The organism is Pseudarthrobacter sp. NIBRBAC000502770, assembly GCF_006517815.1.
GTDB classification, from domain to species: Bacteria; Actinomycetota; Actinomycetes; order Actinomycetales; family Micrococcaceae; genus Arthrobacter; species Arthrobacter niigatensis.
Window position 1 is genome coordinate 3,128,944 of sequence record NZ_CP041198.1, and the last position, 14,555, is coordinate 3,143,498.

Sequence of the window (14,555 nt, forward strand, 5' to 3'; positions counted from 1 at the left end):
CATAACGGAGAATTCAGCTCAGGCCGGCATCCCACGCTCCAGCAACTGCTCCAGCCCTTGCTTGAAACCGGACCTGCCACCGTGGGCGGGATGCCGGATCTTCGGTACGTCCAGCCCGCTCCGCCGCAGGCTGTGCTGGGCCACGTTGCCCACCGCCACAAGGGAATCGATGCCGAAGAGAGCCGCAAGATCCTGCCAGAAAGGCGTGCCCAGCTTGGTCTCGGAGGTCTTGGGCGTGCGGTTGGAGGACGGCTTGTCCGGCTGGTGCGGGTGCCAGGGAAAAGCACTCCACAGCAAAGGCAGAATACCCACCTCTTCCAGGACCTGCCACAGCACCGTAGCCGTAGGTTCCGCGGCCACCCCCGCAGCTTCGGGCGGCAGCACATAGCCTTTGCCAGGGCCGAAAAGCCCGAAGCTGTTGGCGGGCCCTCCGAGGATGACTCTGTTGGTGAAGGGCACCCCGGTAATCCGCATGCCCCGGAATCCGGGCGCCTCCCCCACCAGCAGTACCTTGGGCCGGCGGTCCAGCATCTCCTGCAGGTAGAGCTCCAGGTTGTGCCGGCGGATAGCATTCGCCGGAACCGCATGGTTGAAGAAGTTGGTGCAGGCAGGCCCCACTTCCACGGCCGCCAGCCGTTCCACAAAGTCGCTGACAGAGCCGGTCACCGGCATGCTCCCGGGGCAACCGGCTACCAGCGCGGGTGGATGGCCTCACGGAAGTAGTGGTCGTAGATCCAGCGGACGCCTTCGTCGAACTCCTGCCCAACGCTGACCGCTGCCGCAGCAGCGTTTGACTGTGCCTGTTCCACGTTGCGGGCTCCGGGGATCACGGTGCTGACACCGTCCTGCGCGGAGATCCAGGCGATGGCCGCCTGTGCGGTAGTGGCGCCCTCGGGCACCAGCTGCTCGAACTCCTTGACCGCCTTGAGGCCCAGCTCGTAGTCCACCCCGGAGAAGGTCTCCCCGACGTCGAAGGCCTCGCCCTTGCGGTTGTAGTTCCGGTGGTCGTTCTCGGCGAACGTGGTCTCCTTGGAGTACTTGCCGGACAGCAGGCCCGAGGCCAGCGGAACGCGGGCGATGATGCCCACCCCTGCGGCCTTTGCCGCCGGGAGGACTTCATCCAGGGGCTTGAGCCGGAAGGCGTTCAGGATGATCTGTACCGACGCGGTTCCCTCGTGGCGGATGGCTTCCAGGGCCTCGTCGCTCCGTTCCACGGACACACCGTAGTTGCGGATGGCACCTTCGGCCACAAGGGTGTCCAATGCGTCGTACACCTCGTTGTTGCTGTAAACAGGCGTGGGCGGGCAGTGCAGCTGGACCAGGTCCAGGGTGTCCGTGCCCAGGTTCTTCCGGGACCGGTCAACCCACTGGCGGAAGTTGGCCAGGGTGTAGTTCTCGGGGCGCTGTTCCATCCGGCGGCCCATCTTGGTGGCAACCGTGACACCGAGGCCCGGGTTGTCCTTCAGGAACTTCCCGATGGCCTGCTCACTCTTGCCGTCGCCATAAACATCGGCGGTGTCAAAGAAGGTGACCCCCGCTTCCACCGAGGCCGCCAGGATGGCCTGCGCCTGGGCCGGGTCCACGTTGCCCCAGTCCGCGCCGAGCTGCCAGGTACCGAGCCCGACGACGGAGACGCTGCGTCCGGTCTTGCCTAAAATCCGCTGTTCCATCCCCCGACTATATGCAACGATGCAACCCGGGGTCAGATCCGACCCCGGGTTGCATCCTGACAAGCGGAAGTGTGACCTGCCACCGGCCTAGGTCGGAACGTGGTCCAGCCTGCGCACCAGCCCCGTCTCCTTCAGCCCCAGGTAGAGCCGGTCACGGGCGATCGGCAGGGACGCGAACCGCACTCCCGTCGCGTTCCGGATGGCGTTGACGAGCGCCGGAGCTACCGGATTGAACGGGCTTTCGCTCATCGATTTCGCCCCCAATGGCCCCATCTTGTCGTTCGTGTCCGCGAAGTACACCTCGCTGCGCGGAACGTCCGCGAAAGTAGGAATGTGGTACTGACGGAGGATGTCCGTGGTGACCTTGCCGGCGTCGTCCACCACCACTTCCTCATACAGCGTGGCACCCAGGGCCTGGGCGATTCCGCCTTCGATCTGGCCGCGGCACTGGCGCGGGTTGACCACCACCCCGGCGTCGGCCGCCTGCACGCTTTGCAGGATCTTCAGCTCGCCGGTGCCGCGGTTCACCGCCACCCGGAAGCCGTGCACGTTGAAGGCTACCGAGCGCGGCGTACCACCCCAACGGCCCTCGGCAGCAAGTTCGACGCCGGCATCCGCGGCCGCCTGCGCCAGTTCAGCCAGTGCCACGGGGGTCCCGTCGACCACCACGGCGCCGCCCTCGAGGACGCAGGCCGAAGCCTGGGTCTGGCGGATCCCGGCGGCAAAGGCGCGGATGCGGACAGCCAGCTCTTCCGCCGCTGCCAGGGTCGCCTTGCCGGCCACCACGGTGCCGGCGGACCCGAATGCACCGGTATCGTGCTCCACCAAGTCCGTGTCCGATTGCCGCACCCCCACCCTGGACGCTTCCGTCGAGAGGGCGGTAGCGGCAAGCTGGGCGTGCACCGTGGTGGTGCCGTTCCCGAATTCGGCGGTCCCGACGTCGGCCTGGTACGTCCCGTCCGGCAGGAGCCGTACATGGGAGTGGGCAAAGTGGCCGCGCGGCGGGACAGTGTCGATCATGGACAGGGCGGCGCCTTCGCCCACCATCCAGTCGGGCCCAAGATCGGCCAGGCCTGCATCCCGGTAACGTGCCTTGCCGCGGTCCAGGGCGTCCCGGACCAGGTTGAGGCACTGGTCCAGTCCGTAGCTGCCGTAGTGGACGTCCTCTTCCGGATCCGGCCGGGTGGACAACATGTGGTCGCCCTCGCGGACCATGTTCCGGCGCCGGAATTCCAGTGGATCCATGCCAATCCCGGCGGCGAGCTCGTCCATGGCGGATTCGATGGCGAAGATCATCTGGCTCAGCCCATACCCGCGGAATGCACCGGACGGCACGGTGTGGGTGTACACCGAGCGCGCGTCCACTTTCTTGTTGGCGCAGTTGTACACGGCCAGGGATTCGCCGCAGCCGTGGAACATGACGCCAGGGCCGTGGTTGCCGTAGGCGCCGGTGTTGGTCACGACGTCCAGCTCGAGCGCGGTCAGCCGCCCTTCCCTGCTGGCACCGGCCTTCAGCTTGATGGTGAACGGGTGGCGGGTGGTGGTGGCGGTAAACTGCTCGGCGCGGGTCAGTTCCAGCTGGACCGGCCGCTGCAGCTTGAGGGCCGCAAGCGCCACGAGGTCCTCGGTGAGGACTTCCTGCTTGCCGCCAAATCCACCGCCGACCCGGCCGGCCACCACATGCACTTTGTCTTCCGGGAGGCCAAATACCCGGCACAGTGTCCTGCGGACCAGGAAAGGGACCTGGCTGGACGTGCGGACCTGAAGCCGGCCCTCGTCATCCACCGAGGCGATGGCCGCGTGCGTTTCCAGCGCCACGTGCTGCACCCGCTGGGTTTGGTAGGTCTGTTCGTGGATAAAGTCAGCGGCAGCGAAGCCGTCAGCTACGCTTCCCAGCTCCGAGTGGAGTTCCGCGACCACGTTTCCGTCCGGCCGGGCAATGCGGGACGCTCTGCCGTCCTTGTCCCCATGGACCAGGGGCGCGCCGGGAAGCAGGGCCTCCTGCGGCGAGAAGACCGCCGGAAATTCCTCATAGTCAACCGTCAGCGCCCGCACTCCGGCTTCTGCGGCACCCACCGATTCTGCGACGACGGCGGCAACCCGCTGCCCGATGAAGCGCACCACGTCGTCCAACACCCGCGTATCGTCCGGGTCGTCGGTGAAGAGCTCGTGCTGGGCCGTGGAGAACAGCTGCTCCGGCGCGTCCGCATGGGTGAAGACCGCCACTACCCCCGGAATCTTCAGGGCAGCATCCGCATTTATGGACACCACCCGGGCGTGCGCGTGCGGCGAACGCAGGATCTTCAGGTGCAGCAGTGCCTGCTGCTGGTCCCTTGGGAGGTCCAGGGTGTAGCGGGCGGCGCCGGTGACCACTGCCCGGCTGGCAGGTGCAGGGACGTCGTCGCCCAGCCGGCCCTGCACCGGATCAGGCTGCCCCTCCCCCGCGATGCCTGAGCCCGGCCCGTCGGGATCAGGGTGCCCGGGATGTCCGCATACCGCATCGCCGATGGCGCGGTAACCGGTACAGCGGCAAAGGTTGCCTTTGAGGCTCCGGGGCAGGTTCTCCTTTTGGTTCTCATCGAACGTCGCCGCGGTCATCACCATGCCTGCGGTGCAGAATCCGCACTGGAAGCCCTGGCGTTCCATGAACTGCTGCTGGACCGGGTGCAGCTGCCCCTCGGGACCACCAGCGGCGGCTGCCAGCCCCTCGATGGTAGTGACCGAGTGCCCCTCGGCGCGGACGGCGGGATAGATGCAACTGTGGACCGGGGTCCCGTCCACGTGCACGGTGCAGGCGCCGCAGTCCCCGCCGTCGCAGCCCTTCTTCACGCCGGTGTTGCCCTGTTCGCGCAGGAAGGTACGCAGGCATTGCCCCGGGCGGGGGTCCGCGCCGGCAGGTGTTCCGTTAATCTCGATGGACATCCTCAAGCCCCTTTCGAAAGCGTGGTGGGCCCGGTTTGTGCTGACACGGCCCGGGGCGGCCAGAAGTCGCCGGAGACGGGAATATCGTGGGCCCCCTCAGGCGCCGACAGCTCGGCCCGGATTTCCTCGGCCAGCCGGTAAGTCATGTCGCGGCGCCAGGCAGGCAGGCCGTGGATGTCGTCGTGGTAGAGCGCCGCCGGGATGGCGTCGTCCAGTGCAGCGGCCAGCCGGTCTGCTTCCGGCACCCCGTCGAAGCGCAGCTGGACAGGCCGCCTGGTGGCGGCGGTGACGGTCAGGATCAAGGAGGTGCCGCCGTCGAGCCTTCCAATGAGCAGCGCCCCGGACCGGCCCAGGTTGCTCAGCGACAGCCGTCGGAACGCCACGCGTGAGGCAAGGGCCGACGCCGGCAGATGGACGCTGCGGAGCAGTTCGCCGGGTGCCAGGCAGTTTGTCGCATCCCCGGTGATGAAATCTGCCACCGGAACAAGCCGGCTGGTGCCGTCCGGTGCGAGGATGGTGGCCGTGCCGTCCAGCCCGGCGCAGAGCGAGATGACAGGTCCCGCGGGCAGGGAGGTGCAGAGGTTGCCGCCCACGGTGGACATGTTCCAAATCTTGAAGGACGCCACGAACGAATCGCAGCATGCGCGGACCAGGTCCAGCGCGGGCCAGGCACGGCCGGACACCTCAGGAGAATCGGGCAGGGCATACAGCTCGGCGATGGTGCAGGTGGCGGCCAGCTCAGTCCCGTCGTCGGTGACGGTGATGGGCGTCCAGCCGGCACCGCCCAGGTCCAGGAGCCGGGTGAGCGGCTGGGGTCCAAAGGCGTAGCTGCCGTACGAGAAAAGGACCGTGCCGCCGGCAAGCCAGGCATCGCCGTCGCGCCATTGTGCGGGGTCGGTGGTGCGGACCACCGCCTCGATGGTGTTCATGTCCATGCGATCTCCTGCGTATCAAGGTCTGTGGGCGCCGGGGCTGCCGGGTGGTGGTGGATGGTGCCGGAGGTTTCCCGCAGCGGCAGGCAGCTGGCTGCGCGGGTGCGGGCGGCGATCAGTTCCGCGGTGACGGACACCGCCACTTCGGCCGGAGTGACCGCACCGAGGTCAAGGCCGATGGGCGAATGCAGCTGCGCGATACGCTCCGGCGCGACGCCGGCGTTGAGGAGCTGGTCAACCCGCTGAAGGTGGCTCCGCCGGGACCCCATGGCGCCCACGTAGGCAAGGTCAAGGGCCAGCGCCGTTTCCAGCAGGGGGAGGTCGAACTTCGGATCATGGGTGAGGACGGCGGCCACGGTGCGGCTGTCCGTCCGGCCTGCCGCCGCTTCCGCAGCCAGGTAGCGGTGCGGCCACTCAGTGACCACCTGGTCGGCGGCCGCGAACCTGGGCTGCGACGCGAAGGCCGGGCGGGCATCAACGAGGGTCACGTGATAGCCCAGCAGCTTGGCGGCGGGGACCAGCGCGGCCCCGAAGTCGTTTGCACCGAACACCAGCATGCGTGGCAGGGCGAGCCGGGACTCCACCAGGATGGCGGGCTCCCCGGGATGCCGGCTTTGGCCGTCGCGGTCGGGCAGGCACCCACCCGTCCCGGACAGCCGGACCAAACCCGCCCCACCGCTGCGAACCAGGGATTCCACATGCAGCAGTGCCTCCCCGTGAAGCACAGCTGACAGCTCCGGACAGCCAGCCGCCCGGAAGGTACCCGGATCTGGCACCACGACGGCGCCTCCTCCCCCGGCGCCGAGGGTCCGAACCAGCGCCACGGGGTGGGCCGGGCCGACGCCGGCGAGCTGCAGCAGGGCGGCCCGAAGTGGGTGCGGGGTTTCGCCGGGTGCCGCGGCCGGCACCGGCTGGATGTGGATGCCCAGTTCTCCCCCGCAGGTGAGCCCGGCCGCGAAGGCGTCCTCTGAACTGAAGCCAAACGTCCCGTGGCGCGGGACGCCGTCGTCCATTGCCTCCTGGGCGAGCGCCACCACGGCGCCTTCCACGCAGCCGCCGGAGAGGCTGCCCAGCACCTCGCCGGATTCGGTGACCAGCATGGATGTTCCCACCGGCCGGGGCACGGAACCGGACGCCGCCACGATGGTGGCAACGGCGAACTGCCCGTCTGCAAGCCGGTGCAGCCACGGGCCCAGCGAAGGGATCAGGTCAAGCATGGCGGCACTCCTTCTTCCGCGCGGCGGTGGTGTCCATTGTCGGTCCTGGCAGGGGCCGGGCCAAGGGTTGGCCCGGCCCCTGGTGTGGCTGGGGCAAGCTCAGCCGCCCAGCAGGTGGTTGATCGGACCGCGGGCGAAGTACACCAGGAACCCGATGCTCACCACCCACATCAGCGGGTGGATTTTCTTCGCCTTGCCTGACGCCGCCCCGATGACCGCCCAGCTCACGAAGCCGACGCCGATGCCATTGGCGATCGAGTAGCTCAGCGGCATGGTCACGATGGTGAGGAAGGCCGGCAGCGCCACGGTGAACTTGGAGAACTTGATCTCGCGGATCTGGGCCATCATCATGGCGCCCACCACCACCAGGGCGGCAGCCGCGACTTCAAGCGGCACCACGCTGGTGAGCGGGGTGAGGAACATCGAACCGAGGAACAGCACGCCGGTGACCACCGAGGCCAGGCCGGTCCGCGCCCCTTCGCCGATTCCGGCCGCGGAGTCGATGTACACGGTGTTGGATGATCCGGAGGTTGCCCCGCCCGCTACGGCGCCGAAGCCTTCCACGATGAAGGCCGCTTTCAGCCGCGGGAATGTGCCGTCTTTGTGGGCGACGCCGGCGCTCCTGGCCAGGCCGGTCATGGTTCCCATGGCGTCGAAGAAGTTGGTGAACACCAGCGTGAACACCAGCATGGTGGCCGCGAGTCCGCCGATCCGGCTGAATGAACCAAAGAGGTCGAAGTGGCCCACCAGGCCCAGGTCGGGTGCGGATACCAGCTGGCCGGACAGGACAGGGGTGTTCAGGTGCCAGCCGCCGGGGTTGGTGGGGCTGGCGGGGCCAAGCTTCAGGACGGCTTCCACGACGGCGGCCAGCACGGTGGTGCCGACGATGCCGATGAGCAGGCCGCCCTGCACCTTGCGCGCCACGAGGATGCCCATGGCCAGGAGGCCGACGACGAACACCAGCGTGGGCACGGAGGTGATGGAGCCGCCGTCGCCCAGTTGGACGGGCGGGCCGCCTGCCGCAGGCCTGACGAAGCCGGAGTCGACGAAGCCGATGAAGGCGATGAACAGGCCGATGCCGACGGTGATGGCGGCCTTGAGTTCCTTGGGCACGGCCCGGAAGATGGCGGTCCGGGCGCCGGTGACGCCGAACAGGACGATCAGGATGCCGTTGATGACCACCAGGCCCATGGCTTCGGCCCAGGTGACCTCGTGGATCACCGAGACGGCCAGGAAGGAGTTGATGCCCAGGCCGGCAGCGAGGCCGAACGGCAGGTTGGCGATCAGTCCGAAGAGGATGGTCATGACGCCGGCGGTGAGGCCGGTGACGGCACCCACCTGGGACGCGGAGAGCCAGCCGCCAGCCACATCGGTGGGTGCGTTGTCCGCGCTGAACCCGCCCAGGATGAGGGGGTTCAGGATGACGATGTACGCCATGGTGAAGAAGGTGACCAGGCCGCCCCGGAATTCGCGGGCCAGCGTGGAGCCGCGCCGGGTGATATGGAAGAAGCGGTCAAGGATGGAGTCCGGTGCAGGCGGCCGGGGCTTTTTTGCGGCCTGCGCCAACGCGCGCGGCTCCTGCCGGGAGATGCTGGCGGTTGGAGCCGAATGCTCCTCGTGGGAATGGTCCAGGATGGTCATTCCTGCCGCCTAGTAATCGATCCTGGATTCGAGCGTGTTCCAGGTACTGAACGGCTCCAGCGGGGCCGGGGACTGGGGATCGCCCAGCTCCAGCTTGGAGACCGGCATCAGGGAATCCCTGTCCTGGTTTTCGAAGTATTCGTAGAACACAGCGTCGTCGAAGCCGACGGAGGCGGCGTCATGGCGGTCCGCTGCGTAGACCACGCGGCTGACCCGGGCCCAGAGTGCGGAGGCCAGGCACATGGGGCACGGCTCGCAGCTGGTGTAGAGGGTGGCGCCGCTGAGGTCGAAGGTGCCCAGCTCGCGGCAGGCAGTGCGGATGGCGGTGACTTCGGCGTGTGCGGTGGGGTCGTTGTCCGCCGTGACGCGGTTGACGCCGTCGAACGCCTGCCCGTCCGCCATGACGATCATGGCGCCGAACGGGCCTCCGCTGTTCAGGACGTTGGCCGTTGCCAGCCGGATGGAGCGGGCCAAAAACTGTTCGGCCGTGACGGTGGTACTCATGATGCGACTTCCTTTTGCCGGGAAGCCTGTTGCCGCGCAGGACCAGTAAAACCAGGTGCGAACGGATACCAGGCTTCAGCATGTGCTGTGAAGGTTAAGTTGCGCCTGGTAGATAGCTTCCCGGGTTTGGGTGCCCGCCTTTGGCAGAATCGAGATTAGCACCGGTTTGTGGGCCACGCCATAGTTTTCTGGAAAATTTATTTCGCGATGTGAAATCCATGTTTCCACGGCTTCACGGAACGCCCCTTCTCGCGGGCCGCCCCCGGCCCTGCAGGGCTGACGCGCAAAAGGCCAACTGCTAGCGTGACGGCATGACTCCGTCAAAGACGCCGGCTGAGGTCCTGGACATTGAAGGCAACGAAGTCCGGATCTCGAGCCCGGACAAGGTGGTATTCCCGGATGCCGGCCTGACCAAGCTCGACCTGGTGCGGTACTACCTCGCGGTTTCGGAGGGAGCACTGCGCGGCGCCGGCGGCCGCCCCATGGTGCTCAAGAGGTTCCCCAAGGGCATTGATGCAGAACCGTTCTTCCAGAAGCGCGTGCCGGAAAACCACCCTCCCTTCATCGATACCACTACCCTGCATTACGCGTCAGGGACTTCGGCCGAGGAGGCGGTGATCAGGGATGCGGCAGGACTCGCCTGGGTGGTTAATCTCGGCTGCCTTGACCTGAACCCCCACCCGGTGCGGGCAGAAGACCTTGAACACCCGGACGAGCTGCGGGTGGACCTTGATCCCATGCCTGGTGTGGACTGGACGCAAATCGTCGACGTCGCCTATGTGGCGCAGGAGGTCCTTGCCGACGCGGGACTGGTGGGATGGCCCAAGACCAGCGGGTCCCGCGGCCTGCACATCCTGGTCCGCATCGCGCCGGAGTGGTCGTACCGGGACGTCCGGCTGGCCGCGGAGACCCTCGCGAGGGAGGTGGAGAACCGCGCCCCCGGCCTGGCAACGGCACGGTGGTGGAAAGAGGAGCGCGGCGAGAGCGTGTTCGTGGACTTCAACCAGAACGCCAAGGACCGCACGGTCGCGTCCGCCTACTCGGTCAGGCCCCTGCCGGACGCCCGGGTGTCCACTCCGCTGACCTGGGAGGAAATGCGCACCGCCCGGCCTGGACAGTTCACTGTCGCCACGGTGATGGAGCGGTATGCAGGAATCGGCGACCCGCACGCCGGCATCGACGGCGCGGTGGGGTCACTGGACGGGCTCCTTGCCCTGGCAAAGGAACTGGGGCCGGCGGAAAAGGCTCCGCGCAGCGGCAACGGATCCGGCCGCCGGCAGTCGCTGATGCCCCTCATCGAAGTGGCCCGGACCAAGACAAAGCCCGAAGCGCTGGCGGCGCTCGACGAATGGAAGGCCCGGCATGCCGCCGTCGTCGATTCCCTGCAGCCGGCCGACGTCCTGGTGGACGGGATGCGTGGTTCAAGCTCGCTCTGGTACCGGGTGCGGGTGAACCTGCAGCATGTCCCCGAGGCCGACCGGCCGCCGCAGGAGGAGCTCATCGCGGACTACGACCCCTGGGCCGGAAAGCAGTGGCCGGGGCACACCGGTTCCTGAGCAGCGGGCGCTCAACCTTGGGGGCGGCCCTTGGACACCCTCACCGGCGGAGTACGCAATGACTGCACCCACCTGGACAGGCGGCCCGTGAGGCGCAGGCGGTCCTCGGGCAGATAGAGGTCGGGGTCCACCCCGCCGCCGAGCGGGAGGTAGAACTCCTGTGCAGCCACTCCTGCGGACGGCGCTGCGGGCGTGGGCTGGTTTTCCTGCTGGAACATCGGAACGCCCTCTTTTCGTAATGTGGAAATTAGTTTTTGCTTTATGAAAATATTAGGGTGGCCATCCCATCCCGTCAATAGGTAGCGGCGGGAGCGCAGGCAGCCCGCCGGTCACAAATGGAATTTTCATTCTGTGATGTACACCACCGCGCAGCCGGGGTACGCTGTTATGCAACTCGTGGCGCACGTCACGTAACCTGGGAGCAGCAGGCAGGGTCGTAATGAGCTGGCATCAACGGATGCCGGCTCTTTTTTGTTGGGTCGGCTCCATCGGAAACGCGCATGAAACGCGCGCTTAATTTCAGTGATGGAACCTAGGTTCCACTTACCGGAAGTTGGGAAAAGACCATGAGCAGCAAGATCATTCTCGGCAGCAACCAGTTCGGCAAGGCCGAGGTCCGGGTCGTCAAGATCACCCGCGACACAGACCGCCACCAGATTGAAGACCTCAACGTCACCTCGCAGCTGCGCGGCGACTTCGAGGCGGCCCACCTGGAGGGCGACAACAGCCATGTTGTGCCCACCGACACCCAGAAGAACACCGTCTACGCATTCGCCCGCGAGGGCATCGGTTCCCCGGAAGCTTTCCTGCTTCGCCTTGGCGAGCACTTCACCTCGAGCTTCAGCTGGGTTGATGGCGGCCGCTGGGAAGCAGAGTCCTACAGCTGGAACCGGATCCAGGCCCATGGCAGCGAACACGACCACTCGTTCGTCCGCAACGGCCAGGAAGTCCGCACGGCAGTGCTGGTCCGCGACGGCGCTGCCGAGCACCTTATCTCCGGACTGAAGGACCTGACTGTCCTGAAGTCCACCCAGTCCGGCTTCGTCGGCTACCCCAAGGACAAGTACACCACCCTGGCGGAAACCACCGACCGGATCCTCGCCACCGACGTCTCCGCCCGCTGGCGGTACAAGGCCGGCACCGACTTCACGTCGTTTGATTTCAACAAGAACTACGACGACGTGAAGAGCCTGCTGCTCGAAGGCTTCACCGAAAACTACTCACACGCCCTGCAGCAGACACTGTTCGACATGGGAACCAAGGTCCTCGAGGCCCACCCCGAAATCGACGAAATCAAGTTCTCCATGCCTAACAAGCACCACTTCCTTGTGGACCTCTCGCCGTTCGGCCTGGACAACCCCAACGAGGTCTTCTTCGCGGCGGACCGTCCCTACGGCCTGATCGAGGCCACGGTCCTGCGCGAAGACGCCGTTCCCGCCGAGAACGCATGGACGGGCATCGCCGGCTTCTGCTGAGCCAGTGCGGGTGGCCGGGCCGCCGCGACCGAGGTTTCGGCGGCCCGGCCACCCGCAACCCGCAGTTCCGCAAAACCGCAGCACCCCTAAAACTTCGACGTTAGCCAGACAAAGTTAGCCAGACGAAGACGTCTGCCATGAACCAGGAAAGTCTGCCATGAACATCAAGAACGCCCCGTCCCCCGGTACGAACAAGACCGCCGGCGACTCCAAGAAACGGACCAAGCGCCCCGCAGCGGGACGCCCCGAAGACGAACGGCTGTCGATAGGCAGCAGCTTTGCCTACGGGTTCCAGCACGTGCTGACCATGTACGGCGGCATCATCGCCGTCCCGCTGATCGTAGGCCAGGCAGCAGGCCTGTCGTCCTCCGACACCGGCGTCCTGATTGCGGCAGCCCTCTTCATGGGCGGCCTCGCTACCCTGCTGCAGACCGTCGGAATCCCCTTCTTCGGATCCCAACTCCCGCTGGTCCAGGGTGTCTCCTTCGCCAGCGTGGCCACCATGGTCGCGATTGTGACCAACGGAGGCGGACTGCCTGCCGTGTTTGGGGCCGTGATGGTTTCCGCCGCGGTTGGCCTGCTGATCGCACCAGTCTTCTCCAAGATCGTCCGGTTCTTCCCCCCGGTGGTAACGGGCACGGTGATCACCACCATTGGGCTGACCCTCATGCCGGTGGCAGCAAACTGGGCCATGGGCGGGAACAGCAAGGCGGAGAACTACGGCAGCATGGCCAACATCGGACTGGCGGCCGTCACCCTGGTCCTGGTCCTGGTCCTGAGCAAGGTGGGCAGCGCCACCATTTCCCGCCTGTCCATCCTGCTGGCCATGGTGGCGGGAACCCTGATCGCGGCAGCAACCGGGATGGCCGATTTTTCCAGGGTGGGCAACGGTCCCATTGCCGCTTTCCCCACACCGTTCCTGCTGGGCACGCCGACGTTCGACATTGCCGCCATCATTTCCATGCTGATCGTGGTCCTGGTCATCCTCACCGAAACCATGGCGGACATCCTTGCAGTGGGCGAGATCGTTGGCACCCGCACCGACTCCAAGCGCATCGCGGCCGGCCTGCGGGCCGACATGGGCTCCAGCCTGATTGCCCCGATCTTTGGTTCGTTTACCCAGAGCGCCTTCGCCCAGAACGTGGGCTTGGTGGCCGTCACCAAGATCAAGAGCCGCTATGTGGTTGCCGCGGGCGGCGTCATCCTGGTGCTGCTGGGGCTGCTTCCGGTCATGGGCCGGGTGGTTGCGGCCGTGCCCACCGCTGTCCTGGGTGGCGCCGGGATTGTCCTCTTCGGGACCGTGGCCGCGAGCGGCATCCGCACCCTCGCCAAGGTGGAGTACCGGAACAACATGAACCTGATCATCGTGGCCACCTCCATCGGGTTCGGCATGCTTCCCATTGCGGCACCTACCTTCTACAACCAGTTCCCCGCCTGGGTGAGCACCATCTTCCACTCCGGCATCAGCTCGGCCGCCGTCATGGCCATCCTGCTGAACCTGCTCTTCAACCACCTGAAGGCCGGCAACTCGGAGAACCAATCGGTGTTTGTTGCCGGCACCGGTCGGGTGGTCCGCGAGGAGGACCTCAAGTGCCTGGCGGAAGGCGACCGGTTCGAAAACGGCAAGCTCATTGACTGCGACGGCAAGGAAGTCGCCATCGAGTCATCCGAAAAGGCGTCAGAGCACTGACCTTCCCCGGGTTGGACGACGGCGGCCCGCACCTTTCGCGAAAGGTGCGGGCCGCCGTCGTGGTTGTCAGTGAAGAGGGAGCCTTAGGCGCGGTTAAGCTCGCGGGAGATGGCCTCGGCCGCTTCCCGGAGGATGGGCACGGCCTTGTCGGCGAAGTTCCCGTCCACCCGGGACACCGGCCCGGAAACGGAAATCGCGGTAGGCGTCGGAGCGTTGGGGACCGCCATGGCGAAGCAGCGGACGCCGAGTTCCTGCTCTTCCTCGTCGATGGAGTACCCCCGCTCACGGATGAGCTTGAGGTCGGCCAGGAGTTCCTCCACGTCGCCGATGCTCTTCGCAGTGGGGGTGGGCATCCCGGCGCGCGCAATGATGCCCCGCACGGTGTCGTCGTCGAGCTGGGCCAGGATGGCCTTGCCCACGCCGGTGGCGTGGGTGTGGGCGCGCCGTCCCACCTCCGTGAACATGCGCATGGAGTGCAGCGAGGGCACCTGGGCCACGTAGATCACCATGTCCGAGTCCAGGACAGCCATGTTGGAGGTCTCCCCCAGCCGGTCAACCAGGATCTTAAGCTGGGGCTGCGCCAGGGCACCGAGCTGCTTGTTGGCGCCCTCACCCAAACGGATGAGGCGGGGGCCAAGGGCGTAGCGCCGGTTGGGCAGCTGGCGGATGTAGCCGAGCGAGACCAGGGTGCGCAGCAGGCGGTGGATAGTGGGCAGCGGGAGGTCCGTGGAGGACGAGAGCTCGCTGAGCGTCACGTCACCGCCGGCATCGGTGATGAGCTCCAGCAGTTCGAAGACACGCTCTACCGACTGCACCCCACCAGAGGCTTTCTCTGCCATTCCGTTGTCTCCTGTGGCTCGGAATCCGACAACTCTTATCCGCATCGTGAAAAGAATTGCTTAGGAAACCCAAGATACAGCACGGCGGTACCACCCGCGACGCGGTCTT

At 66.5% G+C, this 14,555-nt stretch carries 12 protein-coding genes; 3 read left to right on the forward strand and 9 right to left on the reverse strand.

All coding sequences use genetic code 11. The features are described from left to right. Positions 1-18 precede the first annotated feature (18 nt). The 7 genes from NIBR502770_RS15010 to NIBR502770_RS15040 all read right to left on the reverse strand — a co-directional run bounded on the left by NIBR502770_RS15010 (position 19) and on the right by NIBR502770_RS15040 (position 8,886). Complete coding sequence (locus NIBR502770_RS15010) at positions 19-672, reverse strand: uracil-DNA glycosylase (protein ID WP_141159347.1); 654 nt, start codon at positions 670-672, stop codon at positions 19-21. 17 nt (positions 673-689) lie between these two features. Further along, a complete protein-coding gene (locus NIBR502770_RS15015; protein WP_141182467.1) occupies positions 690-1,670 on the reverse strand; it encodes an aldo/keto reductase in 981 nt (326 codons plus the stop codon). An 87-nt stretch (positions 1,671-1,757) separates the two neighbouring features. Further along, a complete protein-coding gene (locus NIBR502770_RS15020; RefSeq protein ID WP_141182468.1) occupies positions 1,758-4,592 on the reverse strand; it encodes a molybdopterin-dependent oxidoreductase in 2,835 nt (944 codons plus the stop codon). Between the two features lie 2 nt (positions 4,593-4,594). Next, a complete protein-coding gene (locus tag NIBR502770_RS15025; RefSeq protein WP_141182469.1) occupies positions 4,595-5,527 on the reverse strand; it encodes a xanthine dehydrogenase family protein subunit M in 933 nt (310 codons plus the stop codon). Beyond that, positions 5,518-6,741 (reverse strand): XdhC family protein, encoded by a 1,224-nt coding sequence (locus NIBR502770_RS15030; protein WP_141182470.1) that lies wholly within the window; start codon positions 6,739-6,741, stop codon positions 5,518-5,520. Before NIBR502770_RS15030 ends, NIBR502770_RS15025 begins: the two co-directional genes overlap by 10 nt. 99 nt (positions 6,742-6,840) lie before the next feature. Next, complete coding sequence (locus NIBR502770_RS15035) at positions 6,841-8,382, reverse strand: NCS2 family permease (RefSeq protein WP_141182471.1); 1,542 nt, start codon at positions 8,380-8,382, stop codon at positions 6,841-6,843. 9 nt (positions 8,383-8,391) lie between these two features. Continuing rightward, positions 8,392-8,886, reverse strand: coding sequence for a nucleoside deaminase (locus tag NIBR502770_RS15040; protein WP_141182472.1), 495 nt, complete (start codon positions 8,884-8,886; stop codon positions 8,392-8,394). A gap of 311 nt (positions 8,887-9,197) precedes the next feature. Here NIBR502770_RS15040 and ligD point away from each other — a divergent pair, with 311 nt between their 5' ends. Further along, positions 9,198-10,442, forward strand: a complete 1,245-nt coding sequence (ligD, locus tag NIBR502770_RS15045; protein ID WP_141182473.1) for a non-homologous end-joining DNA ligase — start codon at positions 9,198-9,200, stop codon at positions 10,440-10,442. Between the two features lie 11 nt (positions 10,443-10,453). On the opposite strand, the gene NIBR502770_RS15050 is transcribed toward ligD, so the two are convergent. Beyond that, positions 10,454-10,660: a hypothetical protein gene (locus NIBR502770_RS15050; RefSeq protein ID WP_141182474.1), complete on the reverse strand. Its 207-nt coding sequence runs from the start codon at positions 10,658-10,660 to the stop codon at positions 10,454-10,456. Positions 10,661-11,008: 348 nt separating this feature from the next. On the opposite strand from NIBR502770_RS15050, the gene pucL reads away from it, so the two are divergent. Continuing rightward, on the forward strand, positions 11,009-11,917 hold the full coding sequence (gene pucL, locus NIBR502770_RS15055; protein WP_141159337.1) for a factor-independent urate hydroxylase: 909 nt from the start codon (positions 11,009-11,011) through the stop codon (positions 11,915-11,917). A 157-nt stretch (positions 11,918-12,074) separates the two neighbouring features. Beyond that, a complete protein-coding gene (locus NIBR502770_RS15060) occupies positions 12,075-13,607 on the forward strand; it encodes a nucleobase:cation symporter-2 family protein (protein ID WP_141182475.1) in 1,533 nt (510 codons plus the stop codon). 83 nt (positions 13,608-13,690) lie between these two features. Here the strand turns inward: NIBR502770_RS15060 and NIBR502770_RS15065 are convergent, their stop codons facing one another. Beyond that, on the reverse strand, positions 13,691-14,446 hold the full coding sequence (locus NIBR502770_RS15065) for an IclR family transcriptional regulator (RefSeq protein WP_141182476.1): 756 nt from the start codon (positions 14,444-14,446) through the stop codon (positions 13,691-13,693). Between the last annotated feature and the right edge of the window lie 109 nt (positions 14,447-14,555).

What these genes read in the sequence shown, in the direction of transcription:
- NIBR502770_RS15010 (WP_141159347.1), bottom strand. Translation starts at nt 672, where the DNA reads ATGCCGGTGACCGGCTCTGTCAGCGACTTTGTGGAACGGCTGGCGGCC.
- NIBR502770_RS15015 (WP_141182467.1), bottom strand. Translation starts at nt 1,670, where the DNA reads ATGGAACAGCGGATTTTAGGCAAGACCGGACGCAGCGTCTCCGTCGTC.
- NIBR502770_RS15020 (WP_141182468.1), bottom strand. Translation starts at nt 4,592, where the DNA reads ATGTCCATCGAGATTAACGGAACACCTGCCGGCGCGGACCCCCGCCCG.
- NIBR502770_RS15025 (WP_141182469.1), bottom strand. Translation starts at nt 5,527, where the DNA reads ATGGACATGAACACCATCGAGGCGGTGGTCCGCACCACCGACCCCGCA.
- NIBR502770_RS15030 (WP_141182470.1), bottom strand. Translation starts at nt 6,741, where the DNA reads ATGCTTGACCTGATCCCTTCGCTGGGCCCGTGGCTGCACCGGCTTGCA.
- NIBR502770_RS15035 (WP_141182471.1), bottom strand. Translation starts at nt 8,382, where the DNA reads ATGACCATCCTGGACCATTCCCACGAGGAGCATTCGGCTCCAACCGCC.
- NIBR502770_RS15040 (WP_141182472.1), bottom strand. Translation starts at nt 8,886, where the DNA reads ATGAGTACCACCGTCACGGCCGAACAGTTTTTGGCCCGCTCCATCCGG.
- ligD (WP_141182473.1), top strand. Translation starts at nt 9,198, where the DNA reads ATGACTCCGTCAAAGACGCCGGCTGAGGTCCTGGACATTGAAGGCAAC.
- NIBR502770_RS15050 (WP_141182474.1), bottom strand. Translation starts at nt 10,660, where the DNA reads ATGTTCCAGCAGGAAAACCAGCCCACGCCCGCAGCGCCGTCCGCAGGA.
- pucL (WP_141159337.1), top strand. Translation starts at nt 11,009, where the DNA reads ATGAGCAGCAAGATCATTCTCGGCAGCAACCAGTTCGGCAAGGCCGAG.
- NIBR502770_RS15060 (WP_141182475.1), top strand. Translation starts at nt 12,075, where the DNA reads ATGAACATCAAGAACGCCCCGTCCCCCGGTACGAACAAGACCGCCGGC.
- NIBR502770_RS15065 (WP_141182476.1), bottom strand. Translation starts at nt 14,446, where the DNA reads ATGGCAGAGAAAGCCTCTGGTGGGGTGCAGTCGGTAGAGCGTGTCTTC.